Below are 13,414 nucleotides of genomic sequence, written 5' to 3'. Positions count from 1 at the left end.
CAGGACTTTCACAAGATGACTGACATTTTCGGCATCCCCATACAGGCCTTGTTCGGCCAGCTGTTACTGGGCCTGGTCAACGGTTCCTTCTATGCAATGCTGTCGCTCGGACTTGCCGTCATCTTCGGGCTGCTGAACGTCATCAACTTCGCCCACGGCGCCCTCTACATGCTGGGCGCCTTCGTCGCATGGATGGGGCTTTCGTACTTTGGCCTGAACTACTGGATCATGCTGATCCTGGCGCCGCTGATCGTGGGGCTGTTCGGCATCATCATTGAAAAACTGCTGCTCAAGCATCTCTACAAGCTCGACCACCTGTACGGGCTGCTGCTCACCTTCGGGCTGACGCTGCTGATCGAGGGGCTGTTCCGCAGCTTCTATGGCGTGTCGGGCCAACCCTATCCCACGCCCGAGGCCCTGCGCGGCGCCACCAACCTGGGCTTCATGATCCTGCCGAACTATCGCGGCTGGGTCGTGGCGGCGTCGATCATCGTCTGCTTCGCCACGTGGTACGTCATTGAACGCACCCGCCTGGGCGCCCTGCTGCGCGCCGGCACCGAGAACCCGCGCCTCGTGGAATCCTTCGGCGTGAACGTGCCGCGCATGATCACGCTGACCTATGGCTTCGGCGTGGCGCTGGCGGGCTTTGCCGGCGTGCTGGCCGCGCCGGTGCTGCAGATTTCGCCGCTGATGGGCTCGAACCTCATCATCGTCGTGTTCGCGGTGGTCGTGATCGGGGGCATGGGGTCCATTTTTGGCGCCATCGTCACCGGGCTGGGCCTGGGCGTGATCGAGGGCCTGACCAAGGTGTTCTGGCCCGAAGCGTCCAGCACGGTCGTCTTCATCATCATGGCCATTGTTCTGTTGATCCGCCCGGCCGGGCTGTTCGGAAAAGAAAAATGAATCGTCAATTCCTGGGCTATGCGGTCCTGGCCATCGTGGTGGCCTTGCTTCCCTTCGCCGGCGTGTATCCGATCTTCGCCATGAAGGTCATGTGCTACGCCCTCTTTGCGTGCGCCTTCAACCTGCTGCTGGGCTTCACGGGGCTGCTGTCCTTCGGCCATGCCGCGTTCCTGGGCAGCGCGGCCTACGCGGCTGGACACAGCATGAAGGTCTGGGGCCTGCCGACCGAGCTGGGGCTGCTGTTCGGCGTGGCCGTGGCGGCGCTGCTGGGGCTGGCCATGGGCGCGCTTGCCATCCGCCGCAGCGGCATCTACTTCTCGATGATCACGCTGGCGCTGTCGCAGATGGTGTTCTTCTTCTTCCTGCAGGCCAAGTTCACGGGCGGCGAAGACGGCCTGCAGAGCGTGCCGCGCGGCACCCTGCTGGGACTGGTCGACCTGTCCAAGGACATCAACCTGTACTACCTGGTGATGGCCATCTTCATCATTGGCTACTTCATCATCTGGCGCACGGTGAACTCGCCCTTCGGCCAGGTGCTGCAGGCGCTGCGCGAGAACGAGCCGCGCGCGATTTCGCTGGGTTACGACGTGGACCGCTTCAAGCTGGTGGCCTTCGTGCTGTCGGCCGCGCTGGCCGGCCTGGCGGGCGCCACCAAGACGCTGGTGTTCGTGTCGGCCACGCTGTCGGACGCCACCTGGCAGATGTCCGGGCTGGTGATCCTGATGACGCTGATCGGCGGCCTGGGCACCCTGACCGGCCCCGTGCTGGGCGCGTTCATCGTGGTGCTGCTGGAAAACAAGGTGGGCGACTTCGGCCAGATGATGGCCAACCTGACCGGCGTCGAATGGTTCCTGCGTCTGGGCGAATCGGTCACGATCGTCAGCGGCCTGATCTTCGTGATCTGCGTGCTGGCCTTCCGGCGCGGCATCGTGGGCGAGCTGGGCGCCCTCTTCAACCGCCGCCGCACCGCCCGCGCGTGATCTGACGCTTCGGTGGATTGACCCTCGGGGCCGCGCATCGCGGCCCCGTTGCATTGGGGCGCGCGCCATCGCCTCGTACAATGGCAGGCACCCCACTACACAGGTGCCGACCATGCGCATCACGCATCTCGTTCCCGGCCTCGGCGCGCTCGCGCTGGCCGCCGCCCTGCTGTCCCCCGCCGCGGCCCAGGCCGCCACCGCCACCCCGGTATGCGAAGTCGACCGGCCCATCCGTTTCAGCGGCCTGAACTGGGAATCCAACCTGGTGCTTGCCGGCATCGAGCGCTACGTGCTCGAACACGGCTACGGCTGCAAGACATCTGTCGAAATCGGCGAAACCCTGCCCATGCTGGCCGCCTTGCAGCGCGGCGACGTCGACATCACGCCCGAGGTCTGGCCCGGCCAGATCGAAGGCGCCTGGAAGAAGGCGCTGGCCAGCGGCAAGGTGCTGGGCGTGGGCCACGTCTATGACGCAGGTGAAGGCTGGTATGTGCCCCGCTACACCGTGGAGCGCCACCCCGAGCTCAAGTCCGCCGCCGACCTGGCGCGCTTCAAGGAAGTGTTTGCCGACCCCGAAGACCCGGGCCGCGGCCGCATCTATGGCTGCCCGGCGGGTTGGGCCTGCGGCACGCTGAACGACAACCTGCTGCGCGCCCTGAAGCTGGACAAGGATTACTCCCTGTTCGCGCCCGGCTCGGGCGCGGCACAAAAGGCGGCGATCGTGTCGGCCTACAAGCGCAAGCGCGATATCGTCTTCTACTACTGGACGCCCACGTCGCTGGTTGGCGCGCTGGATCTGGTCAAGCTGGAACTGCCCGCCTTCGATCAGGCGGCCTACACATGCATGACCGACCCCAAGTGCGCCAATCCCGTGGCTACGCAGTTCAAGCCCAACCCGGTCGTCACCGGCATGAATGCTGAATTCGCCAAACAGGCGCCGCGCATCACCGAGTTCCTGACCAAGCTGACGGTGCCGGACGACGCCATCGATGCCACGCTGGGCTGGCTGGAAAACGAGGGCAAGGAACCCGAGGACGCCGCGCGTTACTTCCTCAAGCAGTACGCGCCTGTGTGGCGGCAGTGGGTGCCTGCGGATGTCGCCGACCGCGTGCAGGCAGCGCTGGCCAAGGAATAACAGCCCCGCTCATGTATTCTGGCGATTCGGCGTTCCGGACCCGCTCCGCGCCCGATCGCCAACCCGATTCAAGCCAAGGAAAACAATCATGGATGCCTTGTTCTGGCACAACGGTCACTGGACCACTGAAAACCCCAAACTGCTCGGCCCGGCCGACCACGCCTTCTGGATGGCCAGTATGGTCTTCGACGGCGCACGCGCATTCCGCGGTCTGACGCCCGACCTGGACCTGCATTGCCAGCGCGTCGTGCGCTCGGCGGAAAAGATGCTGATGAAGCCGCAACTGGCCTGGGAAGAAATCCAGGACCTGTGCCTGCAGGCCGTGGCGCGCTTCCCCGAGGGCTCCGAGCTCTACATCAAACCGATGTTCTTCTGCGCCGATGGCTTCCTGCTGCCCGACGCCGAAAAGACGCAATTCGTACTGCACGTGTTCAAGGTGCCGATGCCGGGCGACCAGGGCTTTTCCGCCTGCTTCTCCAGCTTTGCGCGCTCGTGGCCGAACATGGCGCCCACCGACGCCAAGGCATCGTGCCTGTACCCCAACGGCCAACGCGCCATCCGCGAAGCCGCCGAAAAGGGCTTTGACAACGCCATCATGCTGGACGGCGCAGGCAACCTGGCCGAATTCGCCACCAGCAACCTGTGGCTGGCCAAGGACGGCGTCGTCTCCACGCCCGTGGACAACGGCACCTTCCTGAACGGCATCACGCGCCGCCGCGTGCTGGCGCTGCTGAAGGCCGACGGCATCGAGGTGCAGGAACGCAGCCTGACCCGCGCCGACGTCGAAGCAGCCGACGAAGTGTTTTCGTCGGGCAACTACGGCAAGGTGGTGCACGTGAACCGCGTTGAAGACCGCCCGCTGGAATACGGCCCGATCGCGCGCCGTGCGCATCAGCTGTACATGGAATACGCAGAAAGTACGCGTCGTTGATCTGCCTGAACCGGCCAGCTTGCGTCAGCAGCTGCGCCAACGCAAAACGCCGGGGCCTAATCGGCCGCCGGCGTTTTTTTGGCCCATCGGGTGGGTAATTCAGGCCGCCTCGGCGCCCTTGCCCAGACCCAGATAGCTCTCAATCACCTTCGGATCGCCAGCCAATTCGCGCGCCGGGCCGTGCAGGATGACCTCGCCGGTTTCCAGCACATAGCCGTAATCGGCCACCTGCAAGGCCGCGCGGGCGTTCTGCTCGACCAGCAGGATCGCCACGCCGGTCTCGCGCAGGCGCGCGATGATGTGGAAGATCTCGCGCACGATGCGCGGCGCCAGACCCAGGCTGGGCTCGTCCAGCATCAGCAGCGTCGGCTTGGCCATGAGCGCGCGGCCCACGGCCAGCATCTGGCGCTCGCCGCCGGACAAGGTGCCGGCCTGCTGGGCGCGGCGCTCGCGCAGCCGCGGGAACAGATCGAACACTTCATTCAGCGTGTCGCGCCAGCCGCTTTCGCGGGCACGATACCGCCGGAAGCCGCCCAGCAGCAGGTTGTCTTCGACGGACATGGTGCCGAACAGCTCGCGGCGCTCGGGCACCAGCGACATGCCCGCCGCCACGCGGCGTTCGACCATCCAGCCCGACACGTCCGACCCGGCGTAATGCACGGTGCCGGCGGCGTGGCCGGTCTGCGGCAGCGAACCCATGATGGCGTTGAGCATCGTGGACTTGCCGGCGCCGTTGGCGCCAATCACGGTGACAATGCTGCCGGCCGGCACGCTGAGCGTGGCGCCGGCAAGTGCGCCGACCTTGCCGTAGCGGGCCGACAGGTTGCTGACTTCAAGAACGGGGGAATTCGTTGTGCTCATCACACGCCCCCCGCCGACACGGGCTTGGCCTGGTCCGCTTCGGGCAGGTCGTCGTCGATGCCGCCCAGATAGGCTTCGAGCACCGCCGGGTTCTTTTGCACGTCGGCCGGCACGCCTTCGGCCAGCTTCGTGCCGAAATCCATCACCACGAGGTGGTTGGTCAGGCGCATCACAAAATCCATGTCGTGTTCAACGAGCAGAATGCTCATGCCTTCCGCGCGCAGCTGTTCCAGCACGCGCGCCAGGTCCTGCTTTTCCTTGTAGCGCAGGCCGGCGGCCGGTTCGTCCAGCAGCAGCAGCACGGGATCGCACGCCAGCGCGCGGGCGATTTCCAGGATGCGCTGCTGGCCCAGGGCCAGGTTACCGGCCTGTTCGTACAGGTATTCGCCAAGGCCCACCCGCTTGAGCTGCTCGGCCGCTTCATGCAGGAGCTGCGCTTCGCGGGCGCGGTCCGAATGCAGCGCGCCCGACAGCACGCCCACGTCCGAACGCAGGTGCGCCCCCAGCGCCACGTTTTCCAGCACCGTCATGCCCGGCAGCAGTTGCACGTGCTGGAACGTGCGGCCCACGCCCATCTTGGCGATCTCGCGCGCCGAGCGGTTGTCGATGCGCTGGCCCATGAACGTGACCTGGCCGCGCGTCACCGGCAGCACGCCGCTGATCAGGTTGAAGGTCGTGCTCTTGCCCGCGCCGTTGGGACCGATGAGGCCCATGATCTCGCCCGAGCTGACCTTGAAGGTGATGTCGTTCACCGCCACCAGGCCGCCGAATTCCTTGCGGATGGCATCCACTTCCAGCACGACCTGGCCAGGCTGCGGACGCTCGCGCGTCGGCAGGGCCGGGGCCGCGGCAGGCGGCGCCAGGTTGCGGCGCGAACCATTGGCGCCCGTGATGTTGCCCCACCAGCCCGCCAGGATCGGCCACAGGCCGTTGCGCGCGTATTGCAGCATCAGGATCAGCAGCACGCCGAAGACGATCATCTCGAAGTTGGCGTTGGTGTCCAGCAGCTTGGGCAGCAGGTTCTGCAACTGATCCTTCAGCACCAGGATGACGCTGGAGCCCAGCAAGGCGCCCCACACGTAACCCGCGCCGCCGACGACCGCCATGAACAGGTACTCGATGCCGTAGTTCAGGCCAAACGGGCTGGGGCTGACGGCGCGCTGCATGTGCGCATACAGCCAGCCCGACACGCAGGCCAGCAACGCCGCCCACACGAAGATGACGATCTTGTAGGCAGCGGTGTTGACGCCCATGGACTCGGCCATGCCCGCCCCGCTCTTGAGCGCGCGGATGGCGCGGCCGGGACGCGAGTTGAGCAGGTTGCGCGTGGCCCACAGCGCCAACAGGACGCAGACCCAGATCAGGTAATAGATGTGGCGGCCGTTGGCCAGCGAGATACCGAAGATGCTGATGGGCTCGATGCCGGCGATGCCGTCATGCTTGCCCAGCCAGTCGATATTGCCGAACAGGTAATACAGCGACAGGCCCCAGGCGATGGTGCCCAGCGGCAGGTAGTGGCCCGACAGGCGCAGCGTGATCGCGCCCAGCAGATAGGCCACGACGGCGGTCAGGATCAGCCCCGCAGGCAGCGCCAGCCAGGGCGACACGTCGTACTGCGTCGTCAGGTAGGCGGTGGTGTAGGCGCCCAGGCCGACGAACGCCGCCTGGCCGAAGGACGTCAGGCCGCCGACACCGGTCAGCAGCACGAGGCCCAGCACGACCAGGCTGGCCAGGCCGATGTAGTTCAGCTGCGTCACCCAGAACTCGGGCGTGGCCGACACCATCGGCAGGCCCGCCAGGACGACGAGAAAAACGGCAAGCAGAATGCGGTTCATGGCTTATTCCTCTTCGTCCGCGTGATGGGTGCTGAACGAACGCCAGACCAGAACCGGGATGATCAGGGTGAAGACGATCACTTCCTTGTATGCGCTGGCCCAGAACGACGAGAAGGATTCCAGCACGCCGACCAGCAGCGAGCCGGCCGCGGCGATGGGATAGCTGGCCAGGCCGCCGATGATGGCGCCGACGAAGCCCTTCAGGCCGATCAAAAAGCCGGTGTCGTAATAGACCGTGGTGATGGGCGCGATCAGCATGCCGGACATGGCGCCGATGCCCACGGCCAGCGTGAACGTCAGCGAGCCCGACATGTTGGAGCTGATGCCCACCAGGCGCGCGCCACGGCGGTTAACGGCGGTGGCGCGCAGCGCACGGCCATACAGCGTCTTGCCGAAGAAAACCCACAAGGCAATGATGAGCAGCGCGCACGTGGCGACCACGAACAGGCTCTGCGCGGACCATGTCATGAAGCCCAGGTCGACCTGCCCGCTCACGAATGCCGGGGTGCGCCAGCCTTCGGCGCCAAAGAACACGAGCGCCAGGCCCATGAGCGCAAAGTGCACGGCGACCGATACGATCAGCAGCACCAGCACGGTGGCTTCGGCGAGCGGCTGGTAGACGATGCGATAGACCATCGGACCCATCGGAATCACCAGGAACAGCGTCAGCAGCATGTTCAGCCACAGCGAATTCTCGGGACCGGTGTAGCTCTTGGTCAACCAGAACAGCGCCAGCGGCAGCACGACGCAGGTGGCGATGGTCTTGGGCAGGGCCGCGGCGCTGCGCGTGCGCACGGCGCGCACCAGCTCAAGCGCCAGGCACACCAGGCCCAACAACGGCAGAAGATAGGCGGTGCCCGGCACTTTGCCGTCCACCAGCATGGCCAGGGTCAGGGCGCCGAACGCCACAAACTCGCCCTGGGGAATGAAAATGACGCGCGTGACGGCGAAAACCAGCACCAGAGCCATGCCCAGGAGGGCATAGATGGCGCCGTTGACGACACCGTCTTGCAGCAGGATCAGCGCAATTGAGGAATCCATCTAACAACTACCTTGTGGTTTCTTGGTGTCCCGACCCCATCCGGAACACTGATACGACACACCGGCCGGAAAGGCCGGTGCGAAGTCCTGCCGGGCGCGGCGCGGCGGGCGGAGAGCCGCCCCCGCGCGATCGGGCGCCCGTCATCGGGCGGCCCGCGCTCGGGCGATCCAGGGGATTTACAGATCGGGCTGGTAGACCCACTTGCCGTTTTCCACCTTGACGATGACGCGCGAGCGCTCGTCAAAGCCGGCGTGGTCCGTGGGCGACATGTTGAACACGCCTTGCGACACGGCCAGGTCCTTCACGCCTTCCAGCGCATCGCGCATCGCGGCACGGAACTCAGGCGTGCCGGGCTTTGCGCCCGATTTCAGCGCCACGGGCAGCGCGGCGACGACCAGTTGGCCGGCATCCCACATGTGGCCGCCGAACGTGTTGGTCGAACCGGCGCCGTTGGCCTTCTCGTAGGTTTCCACGTAGGCCAGCGCCGACTTCTTGACCGGATTGCTGTCGGGCAGTTGCGCCGCGACCAGCAGCGGGCCGGCCGGCAGGTACATGCCGTTGCAGTCCTTGCCGCACACGCGCAGCACGTCGTTGTTGGCGGCGCCATGGGTTTGATAGATGGTTCCGCCGTAGTTGCGGGCCTTCAGTTCCTTTTGCGGCAGCGCGGACGGAGTGCCGGCGCCGGCGATCAGGATGGCGTCGGGCTTGGCGCCGACCAGCTTGAGCACCTGGCCCGTCACGCTGGTGTCGGTGCGGCCATACTTTTCGATGGCGACGATCTCGATGCCCTTGGCCTTGGCGGCCTTCTGCATCACGTCGAGCCAGCCGTCGCCGTAGGCGTCGGCAAAGCCGATGAAGCCCAGCGTCTTGACCTTGGACTTGGCCATCGCGTCGGCCAGGGCGCCAGCCATCAGCGCGTCGTTCTGCGGGGTCTTGAAGACCCAGCGGCGCTTGTCGTCCACGGGTTCGACGATCTTGGCGCTCGCGGCCACGCTGATCATCGGCACCTTGGCTTCGGCAGCCACGTCGACCATTGCCAGCGAGCCCGGCGTGATGGACGTGCCGATCAGCACGTCGACCTTGTCGTCGGAAGCCAGCTTGCGCGAGTTCTTGACGGCCTGCGTGGTGTCCGTGGCGTCGTCCAGCACGATCCATTCGATCTTCTGGCCGGCAACTTCCTTGGGCAGCAAGGCCACGGTGTTGCGCTCGGGGATGCCCAGCGAGGCGGCGGGGCCGGTGCTGGACACCGTCACGCCAACCTTGACCTGTGCGCTCGCCAGAAGCGGCAGAGTCAGGGCTACAGCGGCGGCGGCCGCGGACAAGCCGAAGTGCTTGCGCATGTTTTTGTCTCCTGTGGTTGGCTCTTATGTGCCTCGAACGAGGCGAAGCGAGCCTGTTTAAAGTTATACAGAAAAAAATATTATATGGTTAAAACAGTATCAGATGACGTAGCGCAACTACGGTAATTCCCTGATGTGCTACGTAAATCGTGATTTGGCGAACGCATTTGTTAATGGCGAACTTGTACTTGAAAGGGTCGCAGGCGTCATGTTGGGGGATTCCCTTGGGGCGATTGGGGTCTTTCGCCGTACGGTCTGCGGCCCGCCGTGATCAACGGCCAAGCATGGGCCACACCCGCTCGACGCGCGAAGCGACCCACGCCGCCACCACGGCCTTGACGAGGTCACCCGGCAGGAACACCACGACCGCGCCCGCGGCCTTCGCCATGCCCATCTTCGTCACCGCCGACAGCCAGGGCACACCGAAGGCGTACACCACCGCAACGCCGCCAACGACGCAGGCCGCCACATACCCCGCCAGCCCCACCCACGTGCCGGTTCCGCGCGCGGCCAGGCGGCGCGCCAACCAGCCCGTCACGAATGCGCCGGCGACCATGCCAATGAGAAACCCGCCGGTCGGGCCAAAAAACGCTCCCAGCCCGCCGCGCCCGCCCGGCAGGACCGGCAGGCCGATCGCCGCGAGCGCCAGATACAGCAGGCACGCCAGCGCGCCGCGCACGGGGCCAAGCATGGCGCCGGCCAGCATGACGCCGAGCGTCTGCAAGGTGATGGGCACCGGAATGCCGGGCATCGGAATGGGCGGCATCAGGCTGAGCACGACGATCAGCGCCGCAAACAGCGCCACCAGCACCGTATTGTTCGATTTCATGGTTTCCCCTTTTGAATGAGTTCAGGGCGCGCGGCCTTCAGACGCTGCGCGCGTCGATCGCTTCAGAGACTTCCTGGGCCCGCTTCAACGTCAGCACGATCAGCGGCACGATCAGCGCGACCGGATTCGCCCCCAGCCCGCGCGCGGCCTGCGCCTCGCGGATTTCCTGGAAATTGCGCCAGATCTCGGGCACGAAGCGCAGCGTCAGCGCGAGCGCCAGCGCCACCTTTTCGGCATCGACCAGCCCGGTGCGTTCCAGCGGCCGCAATGTCCGCTCGCAGACGGCAATCAGGTCCGACGTGCGGGTGGCCAGCGTGACGGCCAGGGCCAGGCCCACCATCGCCGCCACGCGCAGCACGACCGCCAGCGCCTCAAGCGGCCCCTGAAACCAGCCGGTAAAGAGCGCGATGGCCAGCAGCACCCAGAGCAGCCCTCGCACCTGACGCCAGACGGCCGCGGCGGCGACGCCCGTGGACCAGACCAGCGCCACCGAGAAGCCAAAGGCGAACGCCAGCCAGAGCGGATCGCGCAGCATGAACAGACCCGCGCCGGCCGCCATCAGCGCCAGCAGTTTCACCCACGCTGGCAGCCGATGCAGCGGCGTGTTGCCCGCAACGTACAGGGGCTCCATCATCCGCAGTGTTCCCGGTACCAGCGCAACGCCGCGGCGGGCGTGTCGTCGGCCGCGATCGCGCCGTCGCGCACGACCAGCACGCGGTCGAAGTCTTCGAGCAATTCCAGGTCATGGCTGACGACGATAGCGTCGTGGGGCAGCCCATCGATGGCGGCGCGCACCCGGTTGCGGTTGCGCAGGTCGAGCTGGGTGGTGGGTTCGTCAAAGACGATGAGGGCCGGCTCCATGACCAGCACGGCGGCCAGCGCCACCAGCTGGCGCTCACCGCCGGACAGCGTGTGGCTGCTGCGGTCGGCCAGGTGGCCCACGCCCAGGCGGGCCAGTTGGCTGTCGATGCGCGCCTCGCGCTGCTGGCGGTCGGGCGCCAGACGCTTCAGGCCAAACGCCAGGTCTTCGCGCACGATGGGAAAGACGATCTGGTTTTCGGGGTTCTGGAACACGAAGCCGACGCGCGCACGCACGGCTTTGAGATCCTGGCGTGTATCCAGCCCGTCCACGCGGACGCTGCCGGAAGACGGCATCACCAGGCCGTTGACCAGGCGCGCCAGCGTGCTCTTGCCGGCGCCGTTGGGGCCCACGATGCCAATGCGGCGTTCGGCCAGGGTGACGCTCACCCCGCGCAACACTTCCGCCTGGGGCGTCGACACTACCGCCTGGTCAAACTCGATTAACATGGGGCGGGATTATGCCCGAACCATTTCGGGCATCGCGACTCCAAGAGCTCATATGGAAAAAGTACGCAAAACCGACGCCGAATGGCGCGCCCAGCTTTCCCCCGAAGAATACGTGGTCACCCGTCAAAAAGGTACCGAACGCGCATTCACCGGGCGCTACTGGGATACGTTCACCCCTGGCATCTACCGTTGCGTCGGCTGTGGCACGGCGCTGTTCGCATCCGACACCAAATTCGACGCCGGCTGCGGGTGGCCCAGCTACTTCCAGGCGCTGGACCCCGAACTCGTCCGCGAAGAACGCGACACCACGCACGGCATGGTGCGCACCGAAGTCCTGTGCAACGTCTGCGACGCGCACCTGGGCCACGTCTTTCCCGACGGCCCCGAGCCTACCGGCCTGCGCTACTGCATCAATTCCCTGTCGATGACGTTTGAGCCCCTAGAAGACTGATGAAGAAGTTCCTGTTCGACCTCTTTCCGCTGCTCCTGTTCTTCATCGCCTACAGGTACACGGACATCTTCACGGCCACTGGCGTCGCCATGGCGGCTGCCGTGGCGCAGATCGTCTGGCTCAAGGCCACCGGCCGCCCCACCGAAGCCATGCACTGGATCAACCTGACGGTCATCCTGGTGTTTGGCGGCGCGACCATCTGGCTGCACAGCGACGTCTTCATCAAATGGAAGCCCACGGTGCTGTACTGGATGTTCGGCGGCGCGCTGGTCTTTGCCCGCCTTTTGTTCAAGCGCAACCTGATCCGCCGCCTGATGGAAAAGCAGATCCAGCTGCCGGATGCGGCGTGGGACAAGCTCAACCTGATCTGGGCCGCCTTCTTCCTGATCGCCGGCGCGCTCAATCTGTATGTCGCGTTCTCGGGCCACTTCACCGAGTCGCAGTGGGTCAGTTTCAAGGCCTTCGGCCTGATGGGACTGATGATCGTCTTCGTCATTGGCCAGTCGCTGTGGCTGGGCAAGCACATCCAGACCGAAGAAAACACGCCGGCCAATCCGGGCGCCACGCCGCCCGGCAAGCCCTGAACTCATGTCAGAAAACACCGACCGCATCACCCTGATCCGGGAACGTCTTGCCGCCCTGGAACCTGTCAGTCTGGACATCCTGGACGACTCCCATTTGCATGCCGGCCACGAAGGCAGTAAAAACGGCGCCGGCCACTATCGCGTAATCATCGTAGCGCCTTGCTTTGCGGGGCTCTCCGCCGTTGCGCGACACCGGCTGGTGTATCATCATTTGCAAGATTTGATCCCCTATCCGATTCATGCGCTTGCGCTTGACGCCCAGGCTCCCAAATAGAAAGTCAAAGGATATTCATGAAACGCATCGTCATGCTGGCTGCGGCCTGCGTCATCGCCGTGCCTGCTTTTGCGCAAAACGTGGCTACCGTCAACGGTAAAGCCATCCCGCAAAAGAGCCTGGATCAATTCGTCAAGCTCCTGGTCGGCCAGGGCGCCACCGATTCGCCGCAACTGCGCGAACAGGTCAAGCAGGAAATGATCAACCGTCAGATCTTCGTGCAGGCCGCCGAATCCAGCGGCATCGCCAAGCAGGCTGACGTCCAGACCGAAATCGAGCTGGCCCGCCAAGGCATCCTGGTCCGCGCGCTGATGGCCGACTACCTGGCCAAGCACCCGGTCACCGACGCCCAAGTCACCGCCGAATACGAAAAGATCAAGAAGGAACAGGCCGGCAAGATGGAATACAAGGTCCGCCACATCCTCGTCGAAGACGAGAAGAAGGCGAACGACCTGCTGGCACAGTTGCAGAAAAACAAGGGCAAGTTCGACGAACTGGCCAAGAAGAACTCCAAGGATCCCGGCAGCGCCGAAAAGGGTGGCGATCTGGGTTGGGCTCCCCCGACCAACTACGTGCAGCCGTTCGCGCAAGCCGTGACGCAACTGAAGAAGGGCCAACTGGTCGACAAGCCGGTCCAGACCCAATTCGGCTGGCACATCATCATGGTCGACGACACCCGTCCGGTCGAATTCCCGCCGATGGATCAAGTGCGTCCGCAACTGGAAGAAATGCTGCGCCAGCAAACCCTGGCCGACTACCAGAAGCAACTGCGCGAAAAGGCCAAGATTCAATAAGGCCCGCTCTGCTCAGAAAACTGCCCGCCGAACGCGGGCAGTTTTTTTTGCGCGCTCGGCAAGGTGCTCAGGTGTCTGACACCCGATGAAATGCCATCTCAAGCTGGCGACAATCTCCTCGGGGTATCAGAACACCATCCCACGCGC

At 65.1% G+C, this 13,414-nt stretch carries 15 protein-coding genes; 8 read left to right on the top strand and 7 right to left on the bottom strand.

What is annotated here, in order from left to right; genetic code table 11:
* Positions 1-15 precede the first annotated feature (15 nt).
* The 4 genes from AB3147_RS06405 (at position 16) to AB3147_RS06390 (ending at position 3,949) form a co-directional block, all read left to right on the top strand.
* The gene (locus AB3147_RS06405; protein WP_175122983.1) at positions 16-903 is read left to right on the top strand and encodes a branched-chain amino acid ABC transporter permease; all 888 of its coding nucleotides are present in this window, start codon (positions 16-18) and stop codon (positions 901-903) included.
* Complete coding sequence (locus tag AB3147_RS06400) at positions 900-1,883, top strand: branched-chain amino acid ABC transporter permease (RefSeq protein ID WP_175122984.1); 984 nt, start codon at positions 900-902, stop codon at positions 1,881-1,883. The genes AB3147_RS06405 and AB3147_RS06400 overlap by 4 nt, the downstream gene beginning before the upstream one ends.
* Before the next feature lie 112 nt (positions 1,884-1,995).
* Complete coding sequence (locus AB3147_RS06395; RefSeq protein WP_367351584.1) at positions 1,996-3,018, top strand: ABC transporter substrate-binding protein; 1,023 nt, start codon at positions 1,996-1,998, stop codon at positions 3,016-3,018.
* Between the two features lie 88 nt (positions 3,019-3,106).
* Positions 3,107-3,949, top strand: coding sequence for a branched-chain amino acid aminotransferase (locus tag AB3147_RS06390; RefSeq protein WP_175122986.1), 843 nt, complete (start codon positions 3,107-3,109; stop codon positions 3,947-3,949).
* Between the two features lie 99 nt (positions 3,950-4,048).
* Here AB3147_RS06390 and AB3147_RS06385 read toward each other — a convergent pair whose 3' ends face one another.
* From AB3147_RS06385 to AB3147_RS06355, 7 genes are all read right to left on the bottom strand, one after another.
* Positions 4,049-4,810, bottom strand: coding sequence for an ABC transporter ATP-binding protein (locus tag AB3147_RS06385; protein ID WP_175122987.1), 762 nt, complete (start codon positions 4,808-4,810; stop codon positions 4,049-4,051).
* Positions 4,810-6,645: a branched-chain amino acid ABC transporter ATP-binding protein/permease gene (locus AB3147_RS06380; protein ID WP_175122988.1), complete on the bottom strand. Its 1,836-nt coding sequence runs from the start codon at positions 6,643-6,645 to the stop codon at positions 4,810-4,812. The genes AB3147_RS06385 and AB3147_RS06380 overlap by 1 nt, the downstream gene beginning before the upstream one ends.
* 3 nt (positions 6,646-6,648) lie before the next feature.
* Positions 6,649-7,686, bottom strand: coding sequence for a branched-chain amino acid ABC transporter permease (locus AB3147_RS06375; RefSeq protein ID WP_367351583.1), 1,038 nt, complete (start codon positions 7,684-7,686; stop codon positions 6,649-6,651).
* Between the two features lie 177 nt (positions 7,687-7,863).
* Positions 7,864-9,027: an ABC transporter substrate-binding protein gene (locus tag AB3147_RS06370; RefSeq protein WP_175122989.1), complete on the bottom strand. Its 1,164-nt coding sequence runs from the start codon at positions 9,025-9,027 to the stop codon at positions 7,864-7,866.
* Positions 9,028-9,298: 271 nt separating this feature from the next.
* Positions 9,299-9,856 (bottom strand): biotin transporter BioY, encoded by a 558-nt coding sequence (locus tag AB3147_RS06365; protein ID WP_175122990.1) that lies wholly within the window; start codon positions 9,854-9,856, stop codon positions 9,299-9,301.
* A 37-nt stretch (positions 9,857-9,893) separates the two neighbouring features.
* Positions 9,894-10,490, bottom strand: coding sequence for an energy-coupling factor transporter transmembrane component T family protein (locus tag AB3147_RS06360; protein ID WP_343737165.1), 597 nt, complete (start codon positions 10,488-10,490; stop codon positions 9,894-9,896).
* Positions 10,487-11,164, bottom strand: a complete 678-nt coding sequence (locus AB3147_RS06355) for an energy-coupling factor ABC transporter ATP-binding protein (protein ID WP_312430469.1) — start codon at positions 11,162-11,164, stop codon at positions 10,487-10,489. The genes AB3147_RS06360 and AB3147_RS06355 overlap by 4 nt, the downstream gene beginning before the upstream one ends.
* A gap of 52 nt (positions 11,165-11,216) precedes the next feature.
* Between AB3147_RS06355 and msrB the strand changes: the two genes are divergently transcribed.
* The 4 genes from msrB to AB3147_RS06335 are packed head-to-tail and all read left to right on the top strand — an operon-like array spanning position 11,217 to position 13,267.
* On the top strand, positions 11,217-11,615 hold the full coding sequence (msrB, locus tag AB3147_RS06350; RefSeq protein ID WP_056568221.1) for a peptide-methionine (R)-S-oxide reductase MsrB: 399 nt from the start codon (positions 11,217-11,219) through the stop codon (positions 11,613-11,615).
* Positions 11,615-12,199, top strand: coding sequence for a septation protein A (locus AB3147_RS06345; protein ID WP_175122993.1), 585 nt, complete (start codon positions 11,615-11,617; stop codon positions 12,197-12,199). Before msrB ends, AB3147_RS06345 begins: the two co-directional genes overlap by 1 nt.
* A 4-nt stretch (positions 12,200-12,203) precedes the next feature.
* Positions 12,204-12,473 carry a BolA family protein gene (locus AB3147_RS06340; protein ID WP_218345250.1) on the top strand — a complete coding sequence of 90 codons (270 nt, stop codon included), beginning with the start codon at positions 12,204-12,206 and terminating at the stop codon, positions 12,471-12,473.
* 17 nt (positions 12,474-12,490) lie between these two features.
* Positions 12,491-13,267 (top strand): peptidylprolyl isomerase, encoded by a 777-nt coding sequence (locus AB3147_RS06335; protein ID WP_175122995.1) that lies wholly within the window; start codon positions 12,491-12,493, stop codon positions 13,265-13,267.
* The last annotated feature ends 147 nt before the right edge of the window (positions 13,268-13,414 follow it).

The organism is Achromobacter animicus, assembly GCF_040775605.1.
Classification (GTDB): Bacteria; Pseudomonadota; Gammaproteobacteria; order Burkholderiales; family Burkholderiaceae_B; genus Achromobacter; species Achromobacter animicus.
The sequence above is the reverse complement of the archived record's forward strand: the minus strand, read 5'-3'. Positions and strand labels throughout refer to the sequence as shown.